At 75.3% G+C, this 18,977-nt stretch carries 14 protein-coding genes; 10 read left to right on the forward strand and 4 right to left on the reverse strand.

Features of this window, described 5'->3' with window-relative positions; genetic code table 11:
* Positions 1-39 precede the first annotated feature (39 nt).
* From AB0H53_RS08740 to AB0H53_RS08750, 3 genes are read right to left on the reverse strand one after another with little or no spacing between them, the layout of a single operon-like run.
* Positions 40-933, reverse strand: coding sequence for an aminoglycoside phosphotransferase family protein (locus tag AB0H53_RS08740; protein ID WP_362108974.1), 894 nt, complete (start codon positions 931-933; stop codon positions 40-42).
* A 36-nt stretch (positions 934-969) separates the two neighbouring features.
* Positions 970-1,386 carry a DUF4439 domain-containing protein gene (locus AB0H53_RS08745; RefSeq protein WP_362108976.1) on the reverse strand — a complete coding sequence of 139 codons (417 nt, stop codon included), beginning with the start codon at positions 1,384-1,386 and terminating at the stop codon, positions 970-972.
* Complete coding sequence (locus tag AB0H53_RS08750; protein ID WP_362108978.1) at positions 1,383-1,952, reverse strand: hypothetical protein; 570 nt, start codon at positions 1,950-1,952, stop codon at positions 1,383-1,385. The genes AB0H53_RS08745 and AB0H53_RS08750 overlap by 4 nt, the downstream gene beginning before the upstream one ends.
* A 152-nt stretch (positions 1,953-2,104) precedes the next feature.
* On the opposite strand from AB0H53_RS08750, the gene rimP reads away from it, so the two are divergent.
* The 10 genes from rimP (at position 2,105) to AB0H53_RS08800 (ending at position 15,659) form a co-directional block, all read left to right on the forward strand.
* Positions 2,105-2,602, forward strand: a complete 498-nt coding sequence (gene rimP, locus AB0H53_RS08755; protein ID WP_362108980.1) for a ribosome maturation factor RimP — start codon at positions 2,105-2,107, stop codon at positions 2,600-2,602.
* A gap of 2 nt (positions 2,603-2,604) precedes the next feature.
* Positions 2,605-3,600, forward strand: coding sequence for a transcription termination factor NusA (gene nusA / locus AB0H53_RS08760; RefSeq protein ID WP_362108982.1), 996 nt, complete (start codon positions 2,605-2,607; stop codon positions 3,598-3,600).
* A gap of 129 nt (positions 3,601-3,729) precedes the next feature.
* A complete protein-coding gene (locus tag AB0H53_RS08765) occupies positions 3,730-4,008 on the forward strand; it encodes a YlxR family protein (protein WP_362108984.1) in 279 nt (92 codons plus the stop codon).
* 144 nt (positions 4,009-4,152) lie between these two features.
* The gene (gene infB, locus AB0H53_RS08770; protein WP_362108986.1) at positions 4,153-7,254 is read left to right on the forward strand and encodes a translation initiation factor IF-2; all 3,102 of its coding nucleotides are present in this window, start codon (positions 4,153-4,155) and stop codon (positions 7,252-7,254) included.
* 140 nt (positions 7,255-7,394) lie between these two features.
* Positions 7,395-7,688 (forward strand): DUF503 domain-containing protein, encoded by a 294-nt coding sequence (locus AB0H53_RS08775; RefSeq protein ID WP_362108988.1) that lies wholly within the window; start codon positions 7,395-7,397, stop codon positions 7,686-7,688.
* A 27-nt stretch (positions 7,689-7,715) separates the two neighbouring features.
* Positions 7,716-8,156, forward strand: coding sequence for a 30S ribosome-binding factor RbfA (gene rbfA, locus AB0H53_RS08780; protein WP_362108990.1), 441 nt, complete (start codon positions 7,716-7,718; stop codon positions 8,154-8,156).
* Positions 8,153-9,052, forward strand: a complete 900-nt coding sequence (truB, locus tag AB0H53_RS08785) for a tRNA pseudouridine(55) synthase TruB (RefSeq protein WP_362108992.1) — start codon at positions 8,153-8,155, stop codon at positions 9,050-9,052. Before rbfA ends, truB begins: the two co-directional genes overlap by 4 nt.
* A 336-nt stretch (positions 9,053-9,388) precedes the next feature.
* On the forward strand, positions 9,389-12,940 hold the full coding sequence (locus AB0H53_RS08790; RefSeq protein WP_362108994.1) for a serine protease: 3,552 nt from the start codon (positions 9,389-9,391) through the stop codon (positions 12,938-12,940).
* 41 nt (positions 12,941-12,981) lie between these two features.
* Positions 12,982-13,950: a bifunctional riboflavin kinase/FAD synthetase gene (locus AB0H53_RS08795; protein ID WP_362108996.1), complete on the forward strand. Its 969-nt coding sequence runs from the start codon at positions 12,982-12,984 to the stop codon at positions 13,948-13,950.
* A 137-nt stretch (positions 13,951-14,087) separates the two neighbouring features.
* The gene (locus AB0H53_RS08800) at positions 14,088-15,659 is read left to right on the forward strand and encodes a serine/threonine-protein kinase (RefSeq protein ID WP_362108998.1); all 1,572 of its coding nucleotides are present in this window, start codon (positions 14,088-14,090) and stop codon (positions 15,657-15,659) included.
* Between the two features lie 97 nt (positions 15,660-15,756).
* On the opposite strand, the gene AB0H53_RS08805 is transcribed toward AB0H53_RS08800, so the two are convergent.
* Complete coding sequence (locus AB0H53_RS08805) at positions 15,757-18,852, reverse strand: SCO5717 family growth-regulating ATPase (protein WP_362109000.1); 3,096 nt, start codon at positions 18,850-18,852, stop codon at positions 15,757-15,759.
* Between the last annotated feature and the right edge of the window lie 125 nt (positions 18,853-18,977).

Here is an 18,977-nt window from a genome sequence, read left to right on the forward strand (position 1 = left end):
TATGCCCAATATCGCACCTATGGGGCCATCTGGGGAGCTCTACAGCCAGCTCGCGAACTCCAGCAGCAGCTCGCCGTCCTGCCGCCGCCCCGCCGCCAGCGCCCGGGTGCCCGACTCCACCGCCCGGAACAGCGTCCAGCCGCGCAGCCGCTCGCGGTCCACGTCCAGCGAGTCGGCCAGCCTGTTCACCCGGCGCCGGCCCGCCGCGGCCCCCGAGGCCGCCGCGACCAGGTCCTCCACCCGGTCCCGCACCAGCCGGGCCAGGTCGTAGGCCCGCTCACCGACCAGCGGATCGGGCCCGACGGCCAGCCACGGCACCCGGTCGGCGGCCAGGACCTTGCCCTGGCGGAAGTTCCCGTGCAGCAGCAGCCGCTCGGGAGCGTCCGCCACCAGCGCCTCCCGGGCGTCGAGCGCGGCGTCGACCAGGGCGCGCGCCTGCGCGTCCGGCTGCCCGCGCATCGCCTCGGCCTGCCGCGCCGTCCGCTCGGCCACCGACTCGAAGCCGTGCCCGGCGGGCGGCTCCACCCACAGCCGGCGCACCGTGCCCGCCGCCTCCAGCAGCGCCTTGGCCTCGGGCAGGGAGCGCAGCGACACCTCGGGGTGCAGCCGCTCCAGCAGCAGCCCGAGGCCGCTTCCGTCCAGCAGCCGTACCGCGCCCCAACCGTTCCAGTGCGCCAGCGCGGCCCGCTCCAGCTCCGGCGCCGCGAACGGCGGGGCCAGCTTCAGCGCGGCGGGCTCGCCACCGGACCGCCGTACCAGCACCACCAGACTGCTGCGGCCCCCCGGGACCACGGCCCGCTCGGCCTCCAGCCCGCCCCGCGCCAGGGCCTCGCGGGCCGCACCGGGCAACCGGTCCAGCCACTCCTGGGCGGCGGCCCCGCCGTACGTCTCGCCGAGCGCCCGCGCCAGCCGCTGCGGCGGTTCGAAACCCATGCGCGCGTCGTTCCCCTTTCCGAGCTCTGCCCGGACTCACCGTCGCTCGGCGAGCCCCGGAAAGGCTACGCCGCTGCCGCGCCAGCGCACGGCCCGCACGGCCGCCTCCCGCAGCGCGGCCGCCGCCTCCCGCCGCAGCGGCCCCTCCGCGGCCCGTACGAGGTCGGCGTAGACGCCCGCGATCCGGTCCTCCAGCTCGGCGGCCAGCCGTACCGCGGCCGGCCCGTCCGGCACCGGGAACGGCAGTGCGTAGGCGGCGGCGGACGCCTCGGGCGTACCGCCCAGGTCGCGCACGGTGCGCTCCAGCGCGTCGCGCCGGGCGCGGTGCGCGGCGTGCGCGGCGGTGGCCTCGTCCTCGCGGTCGTCGCCGACCCGGCCGCCGACGACCCCGTACCCGTACACCGCGGCGTGCTCGGCCGCCAGCGCCGCCCGGACGGCGTCCAGGGCGCTCACGAGCCGCTCCCCGGGGCCGTGGACAGCAGGTAGGCGTGCGCGGCGCCCGCGGCGGCCACCGAGGCGAGCAGCCGGGCGTACTCCGGCGGGGCGGCCGGCAGGGCGGCGGTGTGGGCGTCGGCGGTCCGCCGGGAGGCCGTGGCCAGCTCGCGCAGCGCGGCGGCCGGGTCGGCCGGCACGGCGGGCCGGCGCGCGGCGGGCGGCGAGGGGGAGGGGGCCGTGGCGGGGCTCGGTGCCGCCCCCGTCGGAGGGGCCGCCGGCGAAGCCGTTCCGGGCGGGGCCAGGGCGGCCGTGTGCGCGGCCACCGCCGCCCGCAGCGGGGCCAGCCGGGCGCCCAGCGGGGGGTGGGCGGCCAGCACCGCGTCGTAGCGCGCGAGGAGCACCGCGCTCGTCGCGGTGGACCGGCGGCGCAGGGCCTCCTCCGCCCGGGCCGCGCGCTCGCGCGCCGCCGGGCCGTCCGGGTCGCCGTCCGTGGAGCACCCGGTCAGCAGACCGGTGGCCGTCGCGGTGGCCGCCGCGCCCGTCAGCAGGAGCGCGCGCCTGCGTGTCGTCCCCGTGCGCCCCACGCGTCACTCCCTCGGCCCGTTCGAAGATCACCGCAGGCGAGCGTACCCGCGGGTCGGCCGGTGGTGGACGGCAACACCCCTCGCGACCGGATACCCTTCTGTCTGACACACGACGATCCCACAACAGCACACGCGGCCGAGGAGTCACCCGGATGAGCACCACCCAGAGCGAAAGGCTGCGCGGGCTGCTGGAACCGCTGGTCAGCGCGGAGGGCCTGGATCTGGAGGAGATCGAGGTGTCCCGGGCGGGCCGGCGGCGAGTGCTCCGGATCGTGGTGGACTCGGACGAGGGCGTGGAGCTCGACGCCTGTGCCGAGCTGAGCCGCGCCATCTCCGGGAAGCTGGACGAGACGGACGCGATGGGAGAGGGCGAGTACGTCCTCGAAGTGAGTTCCCCCGGCGCCGACCGCCCCCTGACCGAACACCGCCACTACGTACGCGCCACCGGCCGGCTGGTCAGACTCCAGCTGCACGAGGGCGACGACGTGGTGGCCCGTGTCCTCGCGGTGGACGACGAAGGACTCGACCTCGAAGTACCGGGCGTGAAGGGGCGCAGGCCCACCGCCCGCCGCGTGGAGTTCCCCCTGATCGCGAAGGCGCGTGTGGAGATCGAGTTCAACCGCAAGGACAAGAAGGAAGAGGAGGCGTAGCCGTGGACATCGACGTGAAGCTCCTGAGGGGCTTGGCACAAGAGAAGGAGATCCCCTTCGACCTGCTGGTCGAGGCGATCGAGTCGGCCCTCCTCATCGCCTACCACCGCACCGAGGGTGCCCGCCGGCACGCCCGTGTCGTGCTGGACCGCCAGAGCGGTCATGTGACGGTGTGGGCGAAGGAGGACCAGGCCGACCTGGAGGAGGGGCAGGAGCCCAAGGAGTTCGACGACACCCCGTCGGACTTCGGGCGGATCGCCGCGAGCACCGCCCGCCAGGTCATCCAGCAGCGGCTGCGCGACGCCGAGAACGACGTCACCTTCGGCGAGTACGCCCGCCGGGAGGGCGACGTCGTCGCCGGCATGGTGCAGCAGGGCAAGGACCCCAAGAACGTCCTGGTCCGGCTGGACGACAAGCTGGAGGCGATCCTGCCGGTGCAGGAGCAGGTCCCGGGCGAGGAGTACACGCACGGCCTGCGGCTGCGCACGTACGTGGTGCGGGTCGCCAAGGGAGTGCGCGGCCCGTCCGTCACCCTTTCGCGTACGCATCCCAATCTGGTCAAGAAACTGTTCGCGCTGGAGGTCCCGGAGATCGCGGACGGCTCGGTCGAGATCTCCGCGATCGCCCGCGAGGCCGGTCACCGCACCAAGATCGCCGTACGCTCCACCCGGTCCGGCCTGAACGCCAAGGGCGCCTGCATCGGCCCGATGGGCGGCCGTGTGCGCAATGTCATGGCCGAGTTGCACGGCGAGAAGATCGACATCGTCGACTGGTCGGACGACCCGGCCGAGATGGTGGCCAACGCCCTCTCCCCGGCCCGGGTCTCCAAGGTGGAGGTCGTCGACCTCGCCGCCCGCTCCGCCCGGGTGACGGTGCCGGACTACCAGCTCTCGCTGGCGATCGGCAAGGAGGGGCAGAACGCCCGCCTCGCCGCCCGCCTCACCGGCTGGCGCATCGACATCCGCCCGGACACCGAGCAGCCCGGCGACCGGGACTGAGCGCGTCCCGCCGGATCCGGTGGGAATAGATCACGCCATGGTCACGTTGTGGCATGGCGAGATCACGACAACAACCGTTCGATTTTTGCCTCAAAGGGGTGAGGTCGGTACGGGGAGGTAGACTTAGCTGTGTCTGGCCGGACGCATGCCCGCGCATGCCCTGAGCGAACCTGTGTGGGATGCCGGGAGCGAGCGGTCAAGAGCGAACTGCTGCGCATCGTGGCGATCGAGGGCGACTGTGCCCCCGATCCTCGCGGTACGCTGCCCGGCCGGGGTGCTTATGTGCATCCCGCCTCCGTCTGTCTCGACCTGGCGGTCCGCCGCCGGGCGTTCCCGAGGGCCCTCCGGGTCCAGGGTCCGCTCGACACCGCGGAAATTCGCCGGTTTGTCGAGCAGCGGAATCTGTAAGAAGAACGGCACGGGATCCCGTGCGGTCAGGTACCTCGCGAGTTGGAAGTAGGTCGAGATTGCGATGAGCACTCGATGAGTACGCGATGAGTACGCCCATGAAGTAGCGACGGTCCGGCGGTAACCGGACCTCAAAGGAGCGAAGTGGCTAAGGTCCGGGTATACGAACTCGCCAAGGAGTTCGGTGTAGAGAGCAAGGTCGTCATGGCCAAGCTCCAGGAACTCGGTGAATTCGTGCGTTCGGCGTCTTCGACGATCGAGGCGCCGGTTGTCCGCAAGTTGACTGACGCTTTGCAGGGGCCCGGCGGCAACGCCGGCAAGTCCGCTGCCAAGCCCGGCGCGCCTCGCAAGGCCGCGCCGTCCCCCGCCAACCGTGCGGGTGGCACCCCCACTCCCGCCGCCCCCGCGCCCTCTCCGGCGCAGGCGGCCCGTCCGGCAGCCCCGAAGCCCGGCGTTCCCGCGCCGAAGCCCGCGGCGGCCGAGAAGCCGGTGGCGGCCGAGAAGCCCGCGTCGCCGGCCCCCGGCCCGCGTCCCACGCCGGGTCCCAAGCCCGCAGCGGCGCCGAAGCCGGCACCCGCGTCGCCGGCTCCCGCCAACCCGGAGTTCACCGCGCCTCCGTCGGCCCCGGCCGCCGGTCCCCGGCCCGGTGCCACCCCCGGTCCCCGCCCCGCCGGCCGCCCGCAGGGCGAGCGCGGTCAGGGCGAGCGCGGTGCCCGTCCCGGCGCCCCGCGCCCCGGTGGCGAGCGCGCACCCCGTCCGGGCGGTGCCCGTCCCGCGGGTCCGCGTCCGGGCAACAACCCCTTCACCTCCGGCGGCTCCACCGGTATGGCGCGCCCCCAGGCGCCCCGTCCGGGCGGCGCCCCGCGTCCCGGCGGCCAGGGCGCCCCGGGCGGTCCGCGCCCGCAGGGCGCCGGTCAGGGCGGTCCCCGTCCGCAGGCCGGTCCCGGCGGCGCCCGTCCCACTCCCGGCGGCATGCCGCGTCCCCAGGCCCCGCGCCCGGGTGGCGGCCCCGCCGGTAACCGCCCGAACCCGGGCATGATGCCGCAGCGTCCGGCTGCCGGCCCGCGTCCCGGCGGTGGCCCCGGTGGCCCCCGTCCCGGTGGCGGCGCCGGTCGTCCCGGTGGTGGCGGCGGTCGTCCCGGCGGCGGCTTCGCCGGTCGTCCGGCCGGTCCCGGTGGCGGTGGCGGCGGCTTCGCCGGCCGTCCCGGTGGCGGCGGTGGCGGCGGCGGTCGTCCCGGTGGTCCCGGTGGCGGTGGCGGCGGCTTCGGCGGTCGTCCCGGCTTCGGCGGCCGTCCCGGTGGCCCCGGTGGCCGTGGTGGCACGCAGGGCGCGTTCGGCCGTCCCGGCGGTCCGGCCCGTCGTGGCCGCAAGTCGAAGCGGCAGAGGCGCCAGGAGTACGAGGCCATGCAGGCCCCGTCGGTCGGCGGCGTGATGCTGCCTCGCGGCAACGGCGAGACCGTTCGCCTGTCGCGCGGTGCGTCGCTCACCGACTTCGCGGAGAAGATCAACGCCAACCCGGCGTCGCTCGTCGCGGTCATGATGAACCTCGGCGAGATGGTCACCGCCACGCAGTCCGTCTCCGACGAGACGCTGCAGCTGCTCGGCGACGAGATGAACTACACGGTTCAGATCGTCAGCCCCGAGGAGGAGGACCGCGAGCTGCTCGAGTCCTTCGACCTCGAGTGGGGCGAGGACGAGGGCGGCGAGGAGTACCTCGTGTCCCGCCCGCCGGTCGTGACGGTCATGGGTCACGTCGACCACGGTAAGACCCGACTGCTGGACGCCATCCGCAAGACGAACGTCGTCGCGGGCGAGGCCGGCGGTATCACGCAGCACATCGGTGCGTACCAGGTCGCCACCGAGGTCAACGGCGAGGACCGCAAGATCACCTTCATCGACACCCCGGGTCACGAGGCGTTCACCGCCATGCGTGCCCGTGGTGCGAAGTCCACCGACATCGCGATCCTCGTGGTGGCGGCGAACGACGGTGTGATGCCCCAGACGATCGAGGCGCTGAACCACGCCAAGGCGGCCGACGTGCCGATCGTGGTCGCGGTCAACAAGATCGACGTCGAGGGTGCCGACCCGGTCAAGGTGCGCGGTCAGCTCACCGAGTTCGGTCTGGTGGCCGAGGAGTACGGCGGCGACACCATGTTCGTCGACATCTCCGCCAAGCAGGGTCTGCACATCGACTCCCTGCTGGAGGCCGTGATCCTCACCGCGGACGCCTCGCTCGACCTGCGGGCCAACCCGGAGCAGGACGCGCAGGGCATCGCGATCGAGGCGCACCTGGACAAGGGCCGCGGCGCCGTCGCGACCGTCCTGGTCCAGCGAGGCACCCTGCGGGTCGGCGACACGATGGTCGCGGGCGACGCCTACGGCCGGGTCCGCGCCATGCTCGACGACAAGGGCGAGAACGTGGAGGAGGCGGGTCCCTCGACCCCGGTCCTCGTCCTCGGTCTCACCAACGTCCCGGGCGCCGGCGACAACTTCCTGGTGGTCGACGAGGACCGTACGGCCCGTCAGATCGCCGAGAAGCGTGCCGCCCGTGAGCGCAACGCCGCGTTCGCCAAGCGGGTGCGCCGCGTCTCCCTCGAGGACCTGGACAAGGTGCTCAAGGCCGGCGAGATCCAGCAGCTCAACCTCATCATCAAGGGCGACGCGTCCGGTTCGGTGGAGGCTCTCGAGTCCTCGCTGCTCCAGCTCGACGTCGGTGAAGAGGTCGACATCCGGGTCCTGCACCGCGGTGTCGGTGCGGTCACGGAGTCGGACATCGACCTGGCGATGGGCTCCGACGCCATCGTCATCGGCTTCAACGTCCGCGCGGCCGGCCGTGCCGCGCAGATGGCGGAGCGCGAGGGCGTCGACGTCCGGTACTACTCGGTGATCTACCAGGCCATCGAGGAGATCGAGGCGGCCCTCAAGGGCATGCTCAAGCCGGAGTACGAAGAGGTCGAGCTGGGTACGGCGGAGATCCGCGAGGTCTTCCGCTCGTCCAAGCTGGGCAACATCGCCGGTGTGCTCATCCGCTCCGGCGAGGTCCGCCGCAACACCAAGGCGCGCCTCATCCGCGACGGCAAGGTGGTCGCGGAGAACCTCAACATCGAGGGCCTGCGTCGCTTCAAGGACGACGTCACCGAGATCCGCGAAGGCTTCGAGGGTGGTATCAACCTCGGAAACTTCAACGACATCAAGGTCGACGACGTCATCGCGACGTACGAGATGCGCGAGAAGCCGCGCGGCTGATCCCGTACGGCAGAGCCGGGGCCGGTCGGCGGAAGATATTTCCGTCGATCGGCCCCGGCCGTTGCGTGTACGGTTCTGGTGTCCCCGCCAAGTGGTTGACGGGGCCCATGAACCCGAACCGGCGGGATATCCGGGCATACATGTATGTGGGGACGCTGTCCTTCGATCTGCTCCTGGGCGACGTACGGTCGTTGAAGGAGAAGCGCTCCGTCGTCCGGCCGATCGTCGCCGAGCTCCAGCGCAAATTCGCGGTGAGCGCGGCGGAGACCGGGGCCCAGGACCTCCATCGCAGGGCCGAGATCGGCCTGGCGATGGTCTCGGGGGACGTCGGGCATCTCACGGAGGTACTGGACAGGTGCGAGCGCATGGTCGCCGGCCGTCCGGAGGTGGAGCTGCTGTCGGTACGCCGGCGTATGCACACCGATGAAGACTGAACGCAAGACGAAAGAGGAGACGGACCGGTGACCGACAACGCGCGGGCCCGCAAGCTGGCCGATCGCATCCAGGTCGTGGTCGCGGAGACCCTGGACCGGCGTATCAAGGATCCGCGGCTGGGTTTCGTGACGATCACGGACGCCCGGGTCACCGGTGACCTGCGGGAGGCCACGGTCTTCTACACGGTCTACGGCGACGACGAGGAGCGCGCCGCCTCCGCGGCGGCCCTGGAGTCGGCCAAGGGCGTGCTGCGCTCCGAGGTCGGCAGGCAGACCGGGGTCCGCTTCACGCCGACCCTGACCTTCGTCCCGGACGCGCTCCCGGACAACGCCCGCACCATCGAGGACCTCCTCCACAAGGCGCGGACCAGGGACGCGGAGGTGCGCGAGGTGTCCACCGGCAAGACGTACGCCGGTGACGCCGACCCGTACCGCAAGCCGGAGGACGAGGACGAAGCCTCCGAATGACACAGCAGAACAGGACGCCCGACGGGCTTGTCATCGTGGACAAGCCGTCGGGCTTCACTTCGCACGACGTCGTCGCCAAGATGCGGGGGATCGCCAGGACCCGCCGCGTCGGCCACGCCGGAACGCTCGACCCGATGGCGACCGGGGTGCTGGTCCTCGGCGTGGAGAAGGCCACCAAGCTCCTCGGACACCTCGCGCTGACCGAGAAGGAGTACCTGGGCACCGTCCGGCTCGGGCAGAACACGGTCACCGACGACGCCGAGGGCGAGATCACCTCGTCCACCGACGCGGCCGGGGTGACCCGTGAGGCCGTCGACGCCGAGGTGGCCAAGCTGACCGGCGCCATCATGCAGGTGCCGTCCAAGGTCAGCGCCATCAAGATCGACGGCAAGCGGTCCTACGCCCGGGTGCGCGGCGGCGAGGAGTTCGACATCCCGGCCCGGCCGGTGACCGTCTCCCAGTTCACCGTGTACGACATGCGGGACGCGGTGGCCGAGGACGGTACCGCCGTCGTGGACCTGGTGGTATCGGTGGTCTGCTCCTCCGGCACCTACATCCGGGCGCTCGCCCGCGACCTCGGCGCCGGGCTCGGCGTCGGCGGCCACCTGACGGCGCTGCGGCGCACCCGGGTCGGGCCGTACAAGCTGGACGCGGCGCGCACCCTGGACCAGCACCAGCAGGAGCTGGCGGTGATGCCGATCGCCGAGGCCGCCGCGGCCGCGTTCCCCCGCTGGGACGTGGACGAGCGGCGGGCACGGCTGGTGCTCAACGGCGTCCGGCTGGACATGCCGGCCCATGGGGCGTCGCCGGTGGCCGTCTTCGGGCCGGACGGCCGCTTCCTGGCACTGGTCGAGGAGAAGAACGGCAAGGCGAAGAGCCTCGCCGTCTTCGGCTGAGCGGCCCAGCCCGCCTCGGTCCGCCCGCCCCGGCCGGTCCGGTGCGGTCGTCCGGTGCGGGTCGATCCGCCCGCCCGTCCGCCCGTCCGCCCGTCCGCCCGGTCCGCCCGGTTGCGCGTTCGGTTCGCGCGGTCCGGTCCGGGCGGTCCGGTCCGTGCACCGTGGAGCGGGCGGGGTCCCCCCGCCCGCTCCACGATCCCCCTCGCACAGGGTCTGTCCGTCCGGTTACGCGTATTCACCCGCTTGGGCAGGCGCTCGGAGTGAAGGGCGGAGTACTGGGGGGCGCGTTCACCGGCATCCCCCTGCCGGTGATCACCCCGGACCTACCGTCGGAGCATGGAACGCGGGGAACCGGCCACGCTGGTGCGCATCTGCGACCCGGCGGGCCGCACGCGCGGGACCGGCTTCGTGGCGGACGACGACGGCACCGTGGTGACCGGCCACGAAGTCGTGGACGGCCTGGTCCGGGTGGTCCTGCACGCTCCCGACGGGCGCACCGCCGTCGCCGGTGCCGACGCCATCACACCCCTGCCCGAGTCCGCGCTGGCCCTCGTCCGCGCCCGGGGGCTCGGCGTCCCCCCGCTGCCCCTCGCCGGACGAGCCGCCGTCGAGCCGGGCACGTACGTGCGGCTGGCCGCACCGGGCTGGCGCGAGGCGCGGGTGCTCGGCACCGCCCGGGTGACCTACACCGCCACCGACCGCTTCCACCCGCTCGGTGACGTCCTGGAGCTCGCCATGGGCACGGACGGCAGCGAGGCGCTGCGCCGGGGCGGCGAGGCCGCCGGCGGGCCCGTGCTCGACGCGGCGACCGGCGCGGTACTGGCCGTGCTGGGGACCGCGCTGCACGGCGACCACCGGGCGGCCGGTTTCGCGGTGCCGCTCGCGCCGGCGGCGGCGCTCGACCCCGGCGGGCCGCTGGCCGCCCTGCTGCGGCGCGCCGCCGCCACCGTCCCGGCCCACGGACCCGACCTCAACCTGGCGGGCGTCCTGGAACTCACCGCAACCGCCACCGCCACCACCACCGCCACGGCCGGCGCGGCGGCGGCCGGCGCGGCGGTGGCCGGTCCCGGCACCGGTCACCGCGCCGCCGGGGACGGACCGGACGGCGACCCCGTCCTGCCACCGGTGGAGCGGCCCGGGGTGACCGGTGAGCTGGACCGTTTCACCCGCTCCGGCGCCCCGGTCCTCGCGCTGGTGGGTGACCCCGGTACCGGACGCAGCACCGAGCTGGCGGCGCTCGCCGCCCGCCGGGCGCGCGGACCCGCACCCGCCCCCACCGTGCTGCTGCGCGGCGCCGACCTGCTGGCCGGGGACACCACCCTGGCCGACGCGCTGACGCGGACGCTGCGGCACGCCGGCCGGATCCTGGCGGGCTCGGGCAGCCGGGCGGGGAGCCCCACCGGCGGCCCCGCCGCGCCCGAGCGGGTGGCGCGGCTGGCCCGGGAGGCCGCGCGCCCCCTGCTGGTACTGCTGGACGGCCCGGAGGAGATGCCCCCCGGCCTGGCGCACCGGCTGCCGGAGTGGACGGCCAGGACGGTGGACTGGCTGCGCGCGCACGGCGTCCGGCTCGTCGTGGCCTGCCGGCCCGAGCACTGGGAGCGGGCCGCCGCCCTGTACGGGTCGCCGCGCCAGGTGCGGACCGGTGAGCTGACCGCGCGGGAGGCCGAACGGGCCCGGCAGCGGTACGGATTGCCCGCCGACGCCGTGGCCGAGGCCGACGCCCGCCATCCGCTGACACTGCGGCTGCTGGCGGAGGTACGGCGGGCGCTGCCCGGTGAGGTGCCCGGGCGGCCGGGACGGGACGAGGTCTTCACCGCCCACCTGGATCTGATGTGCCTGCGGGTGGCCGTGCGCATCGCCGCCGCCTGCCGGCCCCCGGCGGGCGGCACGGAGGTGCGGCGCCTGGCGGTCCGGGTGGCGGGACGGGTCCACGAGGCGGCCCGCCGCTGCCTGGGCCGGGGACAGGGAGCACTGGACCGGGAGGCGTTCGAGGAGCTCTTCCCCCCGGCCACCGGCTGGGCGCGGGCGGTACTCGCCGAAGGGCTGCTGGTCCCGGCCGGTCCGGGCTACCGGTTCGCCCACGAGGAGCTCGCCGACTGGGCCCAGGCCGTCCACCTCGACCTGGACGAGGCGCTCACGTCGCTGGTCCACCGCCGGCTGGCGCCCCTCCCGGAGGGCGGCCAGGACGCACCGCCGGTACCGCGCGACCGGATCGGACCGGTCGTCCACGCCCTTCTGCGCGCGCACCGGGTCCACGGGCCCGCCGCCCTCGCCCGCCACCTGACCGGGCTGATCGGCGCCCTGGACACGGCCGGATCCGGGGCACCGGACCCCGCCGGCCGGGTGGACGCCGCCGGGTGGTGGGCGGGGCGGCTGGTGGGCCGGACCCTGCTGGGCCTGCCGGACGCGCGGCCGTACCTCGCGGTGCTGCGACTGCTCGCCGCGCGGATCGCCGCCCGCCCCGGCCTCGACGCGCACGGGGAGTTCGGGCCGGACTTCTGGCAGCGGCTGCGGATCGGCGAGGACGACCGGATCGACCTGCTGCGCCGGCTGGTGGCCGCCGACGGGCCGCCCGGCTCGCCCGCGACCCCCGGGTACCTGGACGCGGTCGCCGCCCGGCTGGCCGCCGATCCCCGGGGCGTCCAGCCCCTGCTGTGCCGCTGGTTCGGTGACGAACGGCCGCTGCCGGCCCGGCCCGGCGCCTGGGCGCGGCCCACCGTCGCCGGCGCCGCGCAGGCCCTGCTGTACGCCTGCCGGGGACCGGCCACCGACGACCTGTGCGAGGCGCTGGTCGCCACCGCCCACCCGCGCGCCGACGAGCTGCTCGCCGCCCTCGCCCGGGACGAGCCGGCCGCGCTGTGCCGGGCCGTCGACCGCTGGGCGCACGACGAGGCCCGGCCCGGCCGCCGCGTGGCCGCCGCCGCGTACGGGCGGTTGCTCGCCGAGCGGGTCACCGCCGACGCGGACCGTGCGGCGCTCAGGTACGCGGCGCTGGCCCTGCTCGCCCGGCCCGCCGACGCGGACCTGCACGGGCCGGCGCTCGCCCTCCTGGTACGGGACCCGCACACCCGCTCGCACCACCTCGAGCGAGCCGTCGCCGTCTTCCTGGCCGGCGACCCCGGACTGCCCGCGAGCGCGCTCGCCGCCGCCCTGCACACCCACCCCGAGCCGGTCCTCGCCGCCTTCCGGGCCCGGCTGCGTGCCCCCGGCACCCCGGCGGACGCCGCCGGGGTGCTGGACGCCCTGGCCGAGGCCCGTGCGCCCGGGCCGGCCCGCCGGGCGGCCGTACTGGTCCACGAGTACGCCGAGCGGCACCCGGAGGGCGCCGAGCACGCCGCCGCCTTCGTCGACCGCCGCCTGGAACAGGGACCCGGCGCCCGCGCCGTGCTCTTCCCCCTGGTCACCGGCCTGTTACGGGGACGGCCCCCACAGATGCGCGGTGCCCTCGCGGCGGTCCTGGCGGCGCCCGGCTCACCCGCGTCCCGGCCGCTGCGCGCCGAACTGCTCGACGTACTCCTGGAGTACGAGGAGCACGTGCGGTACGGGCGGTACGACGACCGGGACCTGGCCGTGCCGGACGCGCTGCTGCGGGCCGCCGCGCTGGGCTGCGGGTGGCGCCCGCGCGACCGCACCCGGGACCTGGTCCACCGCGCCGGACTGCTCATGCTCCGTACACCGGAGGGCGCCACCCGGTTCGAACAGCGGCTGGCGGAGCTGGCCCGCGAGGTGCCCGGCTTCGCCGCCCTGGTCGCGGGACGGCTGGCCGAGTCACCGCGGGAACGGGCCCCGGTGGCCGGGGCCGGCACGCGCCGCGCGGTCGAGCGGCTGGGCGGTCCGATGCCGATGCGGGCCGGGAGCGCGGGGCATGGCAGTCTTAGACCTGCGTAATCGGTCATGACGTACACAGGTTCGGGCGAGGAGCGGTCACAGTGCAGCGCTGGCGTGGCTTGGAGGACATTCCCCAGGACTGGGGACGCAGCGTCGTCACCATCGGCTCCTACGACGGTGTCCACCGGGGCCACCAGTTGATCATCGGCCGGGCGGTGGAGCGGGCCCGCGAACTGGGCCTTCCCTCGGTCGTCGTCACCTTCGACCCGCACCCCTCCGAGGTCGTCCGCCCCGGCAGCCACCCACCGCTGCTCGCGCCGCACCACCGGCGCGCCGAACTGATGGCCGGTCTGGGTGTCGACGCGGTGCTCGTGCTGCCGTTCACGCGGGAGTTCTCCCAGCTGTCGCCGGCCGACTTCGTGGTGAAGGTGCTGGTCGACAAGCTGCACGCACGGGCGGTGATCGAGGGCCCCAACTTCCGCTTCGGCCACCGGGCCGCCGGGGACGTCGGCTTCCTCACCGACCTGGGCCGCACCTACGACTACGAGGTCGAGGTCGTGGACCTGTACGTCAGCGGTGAGGCGGGCGGCGGCGAGCCGTTCTCCTCCACGCTGACCCGCCGCCTGGTCGCCGAGGGCGACATCGAGGGCGCCGCCGAGATCCTGGGCCGGCCGCACCGTGTCGAGGGCGTCGTGGTGCGCGGCGCGCAGCGCGGGCGGGAGCTGGGCTACCCGACGGCGAACGTGGAGACCCTGCCGCACACCGCCGTTCCCGCCGACGGTGTCTACGCGGGCTGGCTCACCGCGAACGGCGAGCGCATGCCGGCGGCGATCTCGGTCGGTACCAACCCGCAGTTCGACGGCACCGAGCGGACGGTCGAGGCGTACGCCATCGACCGGGTGGGGCTCGACCTGTACGGACTGCACGTGGCGGTGGACTTCCTCGCCTATGTGCGCGGCCAGCGCAAGTTCGACTCGATCGAGGCACTGCTGGAGGCGATCGCGGGAGACGTCGAACGCTGCCGCGAACTGACCGGCGCCTACGACGCCGGCGCGCCCGCCGGGGCCTGATCCCCCTCTTCCTCCGCCGGCGGCACGGCACGGCGCCGAAGTGGCCCGTCTGCCGACGGGCACAGCGGGCACCCGCACCGGGTAGGGCGTTCCCGACCGGCGCCCCGAGCCCGCCCGCCGCAGACGTAGGAGTAGACATGAGGGTCCGTCAATGGCCGTTCCGGCCGGAAGCCAGGCTCTCCGACAGGGTCGTGGCCGGACGGTACCGGCTGGACGAACGGGTCGGCACGGGCGGTGCCGCCGACGTCCACCGCGCACTGGACCTGCGCCTCAGGCGGCCGGTGGCCGTGAAGCTCTTCCGTCCCGGCACCGACACGCAGTGGGAGGACAGCTTCACCGACGAGGCCGTCCTGCTCGCCCGGCTCCAGCACCCGGGTCTGGTCACCGTCTACGACACCGGCCGGCACGACGGGTGCCCCTTCCTGGTCATGCAACTGGTGGAGGGGCCCAACCTGCGCCGCCGCATAGCCTCCGGGCCCCTGACCCCGCACGCGACGGCGGCGCTCGGCACCGGGCTGGCGCAGGCCCTGGCCCACGTGCACGACGCCGGCATAGTGCACCGTGACGTCAAACCGTCCAATGTCCTGCTGGACGCCGGGGACAACCCGTACCTGACCGACTTCGGCATCTCGCGGCTGATCGACACCACCACGACCCGCACCGTCACCGGCGCGCTGATCGGCACCGCCGCCTATCTGGCCCCCGAACAGGTCCTCGGCAGGGGCGCCGGTCCGGCGGCGGACGTCTACGCCCTGGGGCTGGTGCTGCTGGAGTGCCTGAAGGGCCGGCTCGAATACGACGGCCCGCCGTTGGAGGCGGCGATGGCCAGGCTGCACCGCCCGCCGGTCCTGCCCGACTCCCTCGGCGCCGGGATGGCCGATCTGCTGACCGCCATGACCGCGCAGGACGAGGCCGAGCGCCCCGACGCGCACGCCTGCGCCGAGGCGCTCGCGGCCCTGCGGGAGGGCCCGGCCCGGACCGTCGCCCACGCCGTGGGCCCGGGGCCTGTTCTTCCCGCCCCGGCGGGCGGCGGCGGCCCGGACCGCGTGGCCCCGGCCGCACGGGCGGGCGGCGCGGCGGAGTCGGCGAACCGCGGTGACGGGACAGGCGGGAACGGCACGGCGGGCGGGAGCGGGGCCGGTATCCCGGGTGACGGGACGACCGGGCGCGACGCGGTGACGGCTCGGCGGCGGGTGCCTGCCGTGCCCATCCTCCGGCGCCGCCGGCGGGTGCTGGTGTCCACCGGAACGGCCGCCATCGCCGCCGCCGTCGTCGGGGCCACCCTGTCCGCCTCGGGCCCGGGGTCGACCGCCGAGGGCGAGCGGTCCGCCTCCCGGCCGCCCGTGCACTCCCCGGTGCAGCCGGGCACCGACGCGCCGGAGCGGCCCTCCACCACCCCCGACCGGGCGACCCGGCCGCCGGCCGGCGACGCGAGCGCGGCCGTGGCCCACCGCACGGCCGACGAGCCCACGGCCACCGGTCTCGCCGTCACCCACGGCGAGAGCCGGGACGAGGGTGACACCCGTGGCGCGGTACCGCGGTACGAGGACCCCGAGCCTCGTGAGCGGCCGGGGAAGGACAAGCCCAAGGACGCCGCCAAGTCGAAGGGCAAGGGCGAGGTCAAGGACAGCGGCAACGGCAACGGCCACGGCAACGGGAAGGCCAAGGGCCGGGAGCAGGCCCCGGGCAAGGGAAAGGGCAAGGGCTAGGGCAACGGCCCGGGCGGTGAGCGGGGTTGAGCGGTGAACACCCGAGGGCCCGTACCGCCGTGCTGGTACGGGCCCTCGACATCCGGTCGCCGCCGCCCTACTGCGGGGCCTGCGGCGGTTGCTGGGGCCAGCCGGGGGGCGCGGTGGGCCGGCCGGGCGCGGACTGGTCCGGCTCGGGCTGACCCGGCACGCTCTGACCCGGCACGGGCCGGCCGGACTGCTGCCAGCCCTGCGGCGGATAGGGCTGCTGCGGCATGGGCTGCTGCGGCACGTACGGCTGACCGGGGCCCGGCATGGGCTGCTGCGGCGCGTACGGCTGACCGGGCGCGCCCGGGTACCCCGGGATCGGCGGCGCCATGTGCGGCGGCATGCCGCCCTGACCGTCCCCGGTCCACAGACCCTGCGCCTGCTGTGCCCGCGCGAAGTCCTCGGCGACCATCGCGGAGAGGTTGAAGTACGCCTCCCGCGTCTTGGGCCGCATCATGTCGAGGTCGACCTCGGCGCCCGCGGCCAGGTGCTCGTCGAACGGCACCACGATCACACCGCGGCAGCGTGTCTCGAAGTGCTGCACGATGTCCTCGACCTTGATCATTTTCCCGGTCTCCCGGACTCCGGAGATCACCGTGATGGACCGCTGCACCAGCTCCGCGTAGCCGTGTGCCGAGAGCCAGTCCAGCGTGGTCGAGGCGCTCGACGCACCGTCCACGGACGGGGTGGAAATGATGATCAGCTGGTCCGCGAGGTCCAGTACCCCGCGCATGGCGCTGTACAGCAGGCCCGTACCGGAGTCGGTGAGGATCACCGGGTACTGCTTGCCCAGGACGTCGATCGCCCGCCGGTAGTCCTCGTCGTTGAAGGTCGTCGAGACGGCCGGGTCCACGTCGTTGGCGATGATCTCCAGACCGGAGGGCGCCTGCGAGGTGAAGCGGCGGATGTCCATGTACGAGTGGAGGTACGGGATCGCCTGGACCAGGTCCCGGATGGTGGCCCCGGTCTCGCGGCGCACCCGGCGGCCGAGGGTACCGGCGTCCGGGTTGGCGTCGATGGCCAGGATCTTGTCCTGACGCTCGGTCGCCAGGGTGGCGCCCAGCGCGGTGGTCGTCGTGGTCTTGCCGACGCCGCCCTTGAGGGAGATGACGGCGATCCGGTAGCAGGACAGGACGGGCGTGCGGATCAGGTCGAGCTTCCGCTGCCGCTCGGCCTCCTCCTTCTTGCCGCCGAGCTTGAAGCGGGCGGCGGCGGACGGGGTCCGGCTGGACTTCGCCTTCTGCTTGCTGTTGCGCAGGAGGCGGTCGGAGGAGAGCTCCACGGCCGCCGTGTAACCCAGCGGCGCGCCCGGTACGGAACGCTCCCGCTGGTCGTGCGCCACCGGTGTGGGCCAGCCGCCGGCTCGCGGGTCGACCGGATTGGCCGGCGGCTGCGGCTGGGCCTGTGACTGCGGCTGACCCTGGTGCGGGAAGCCGGTACCGCCGGGCGTGTCAGGCGCGTTGGGCGGCGTCGCCTGCGGAGGCAGCGCCCCGGGCCCGCCCTGGGGGTGTCCGGGGTGCGGGAAGCCGTAGCCGCCCTGCGGCTGGCCGGGCTGGGGCTGGGCCTGCTGCGGCCCGCCGGGCTGTGCCTGGGATTGCGCGGGGTGTCCGGAGTGGGGTTGTCCGGGCTGGGCGGGGGACTGCTGCCAGGGCTGGCCGGGCTGGGCGGGGTGTCCGGGCTGGGCGGGGTGCGGGAAACCGTAGCCCGCCTGCGGCTGTCCGGGCTGGGCGGGGTGCGGGAAACCGTAGCCGGCCTGCGGCTGTCCGGCCTGCCCCGGGTACGGGTGGCCCGGCTGCGGGAACCCGTAGGCACCCTGCTGCCCGCCGTGCTGGTCCGGCTGCGGCAGCGCGTACCCGCCGTGCGGCGCCGGGGGGTACGGGTACGGACCCGGTGCCTGTGGCGGCAGCGGCGCGGCGGGCGGCTGGGCGGGCGGGGGAGCGGCCGGCGGCTGGGCGGTGGTCGGCGTGACCGGCTGCTCGCCGGGCGCCCCGGACGGCCACTGCGGCGCGTTCGTGGGCGCGGCGGGCGGGAACGCGGGCGGCAGGGGCGGAAGCCCCGGGGCGCCCTGCGGGCCCGGCGCGGGCGACCACGGCTGCGCCGGGGGAGCCTCCTGCGGTGCGGCGGCCGGCCCGGTGGCGACCGGAGGTTCGGCGACCTCGGCGCGAGGCCCGTCATCGGCGCCCGGGGCGCCGTCGGCTGCCTCGGCGCCCTCACCGTCAGCCGGAGCGCCGGCCTCGGACACGGCCCCGGACGCGGCCTCGGCCCGGGACGCGGCGCCGGACTCCGACGCGGGATCCGTCCCGGAGTCGATCGGAGCCCCCGCCGCCGTGGCCGTCCCGCCCGCCGCCTGGGCGGACGGTTCCTCAGGTGTCTCCCCGTCCTCGCCCGCCCCTTCACCGGCCTCGGGCGAGGAGGACGCCTGGGTGTCCCCGTTCTCGTCCGGGGTCTGCGGGGCCTCCGGGGTGTCGTCGCTCCGGGAAGCCTCCGGCTCCTGGCTCGCCGTGGAGTCCGCCGCCTCGCGCTCGGCGGTCCCGGCCATCTCCCGCCTCAGCTCGGCGGGGGAGAAGCGCATGGTGGCGCCGCTCTCGGCACCGCCGCCCCCGAACGCCTCGGGCGCCTGGCCGGCCGCCACCGTCCCGCCGTCCCCGCCCGCGTCCGGCCCGGTGGCCGGGCCCGGAACATCGGGTCCACCGGCGGCGGCCGGAGCGGCCGGATCGGCGGCGGGTGCCACGGTGGGAGCGGGCGCGGGCGCCGCGGTGGGCGCGGGGGCGGGGACAGGCGCGGGCACCGCGTCGGGTGCCGGAGCCACGGGTGCCGGAGGCACGGGCGCCGGAGGCACCGGCGCGGGCGCCGGGGCGGCGGGCGGTGGCGTCGGTGCCCAGTTGGGCTCGAACCCGCCGCCCCGCGGCAGCCCCGGCACCGCCACCGGCGCCATGCCGTTCGGCGGTGGCGGAGGAGGCGTGGACCCGGGCGTCCTCCCGGTGGCCGGAGCCGGCGTTCCGCCACCACCCGACGACGGGTCTCCCGCGTTCTGCGTGTACCAGGCGGGCGGGGTGTAGTCGATGGTGAACTCACCCGTCATCTCGGCGGGATCCGCGTCGGACTGATCGTCGGCGGGTGGCGTGTTCCAGCCGCCCCCGCGGATCTCGTCCCGATCGCCGTTCACTTTGCCTCCTGGTGTGGTCGAGCACCCTTGTGCCGTCATGGGTGGGGGCGACCGCTACTGCCGTCCGTCCGCCCGGCTCTCCCCCGTGGGACGCCGCGCACCTGCGGGCAGGTTCTCGCCGCGCT

The sequence above is a fragment of the Streptomyces sp. NPDC050856 genome (assembly GCF_040653855.1).
Classification (GTDB): domain Bacteria; phylum Actinomycetota; class Actinomycetes; order Streptomycetales; family Streptomycetaceae; genus Streptomyces.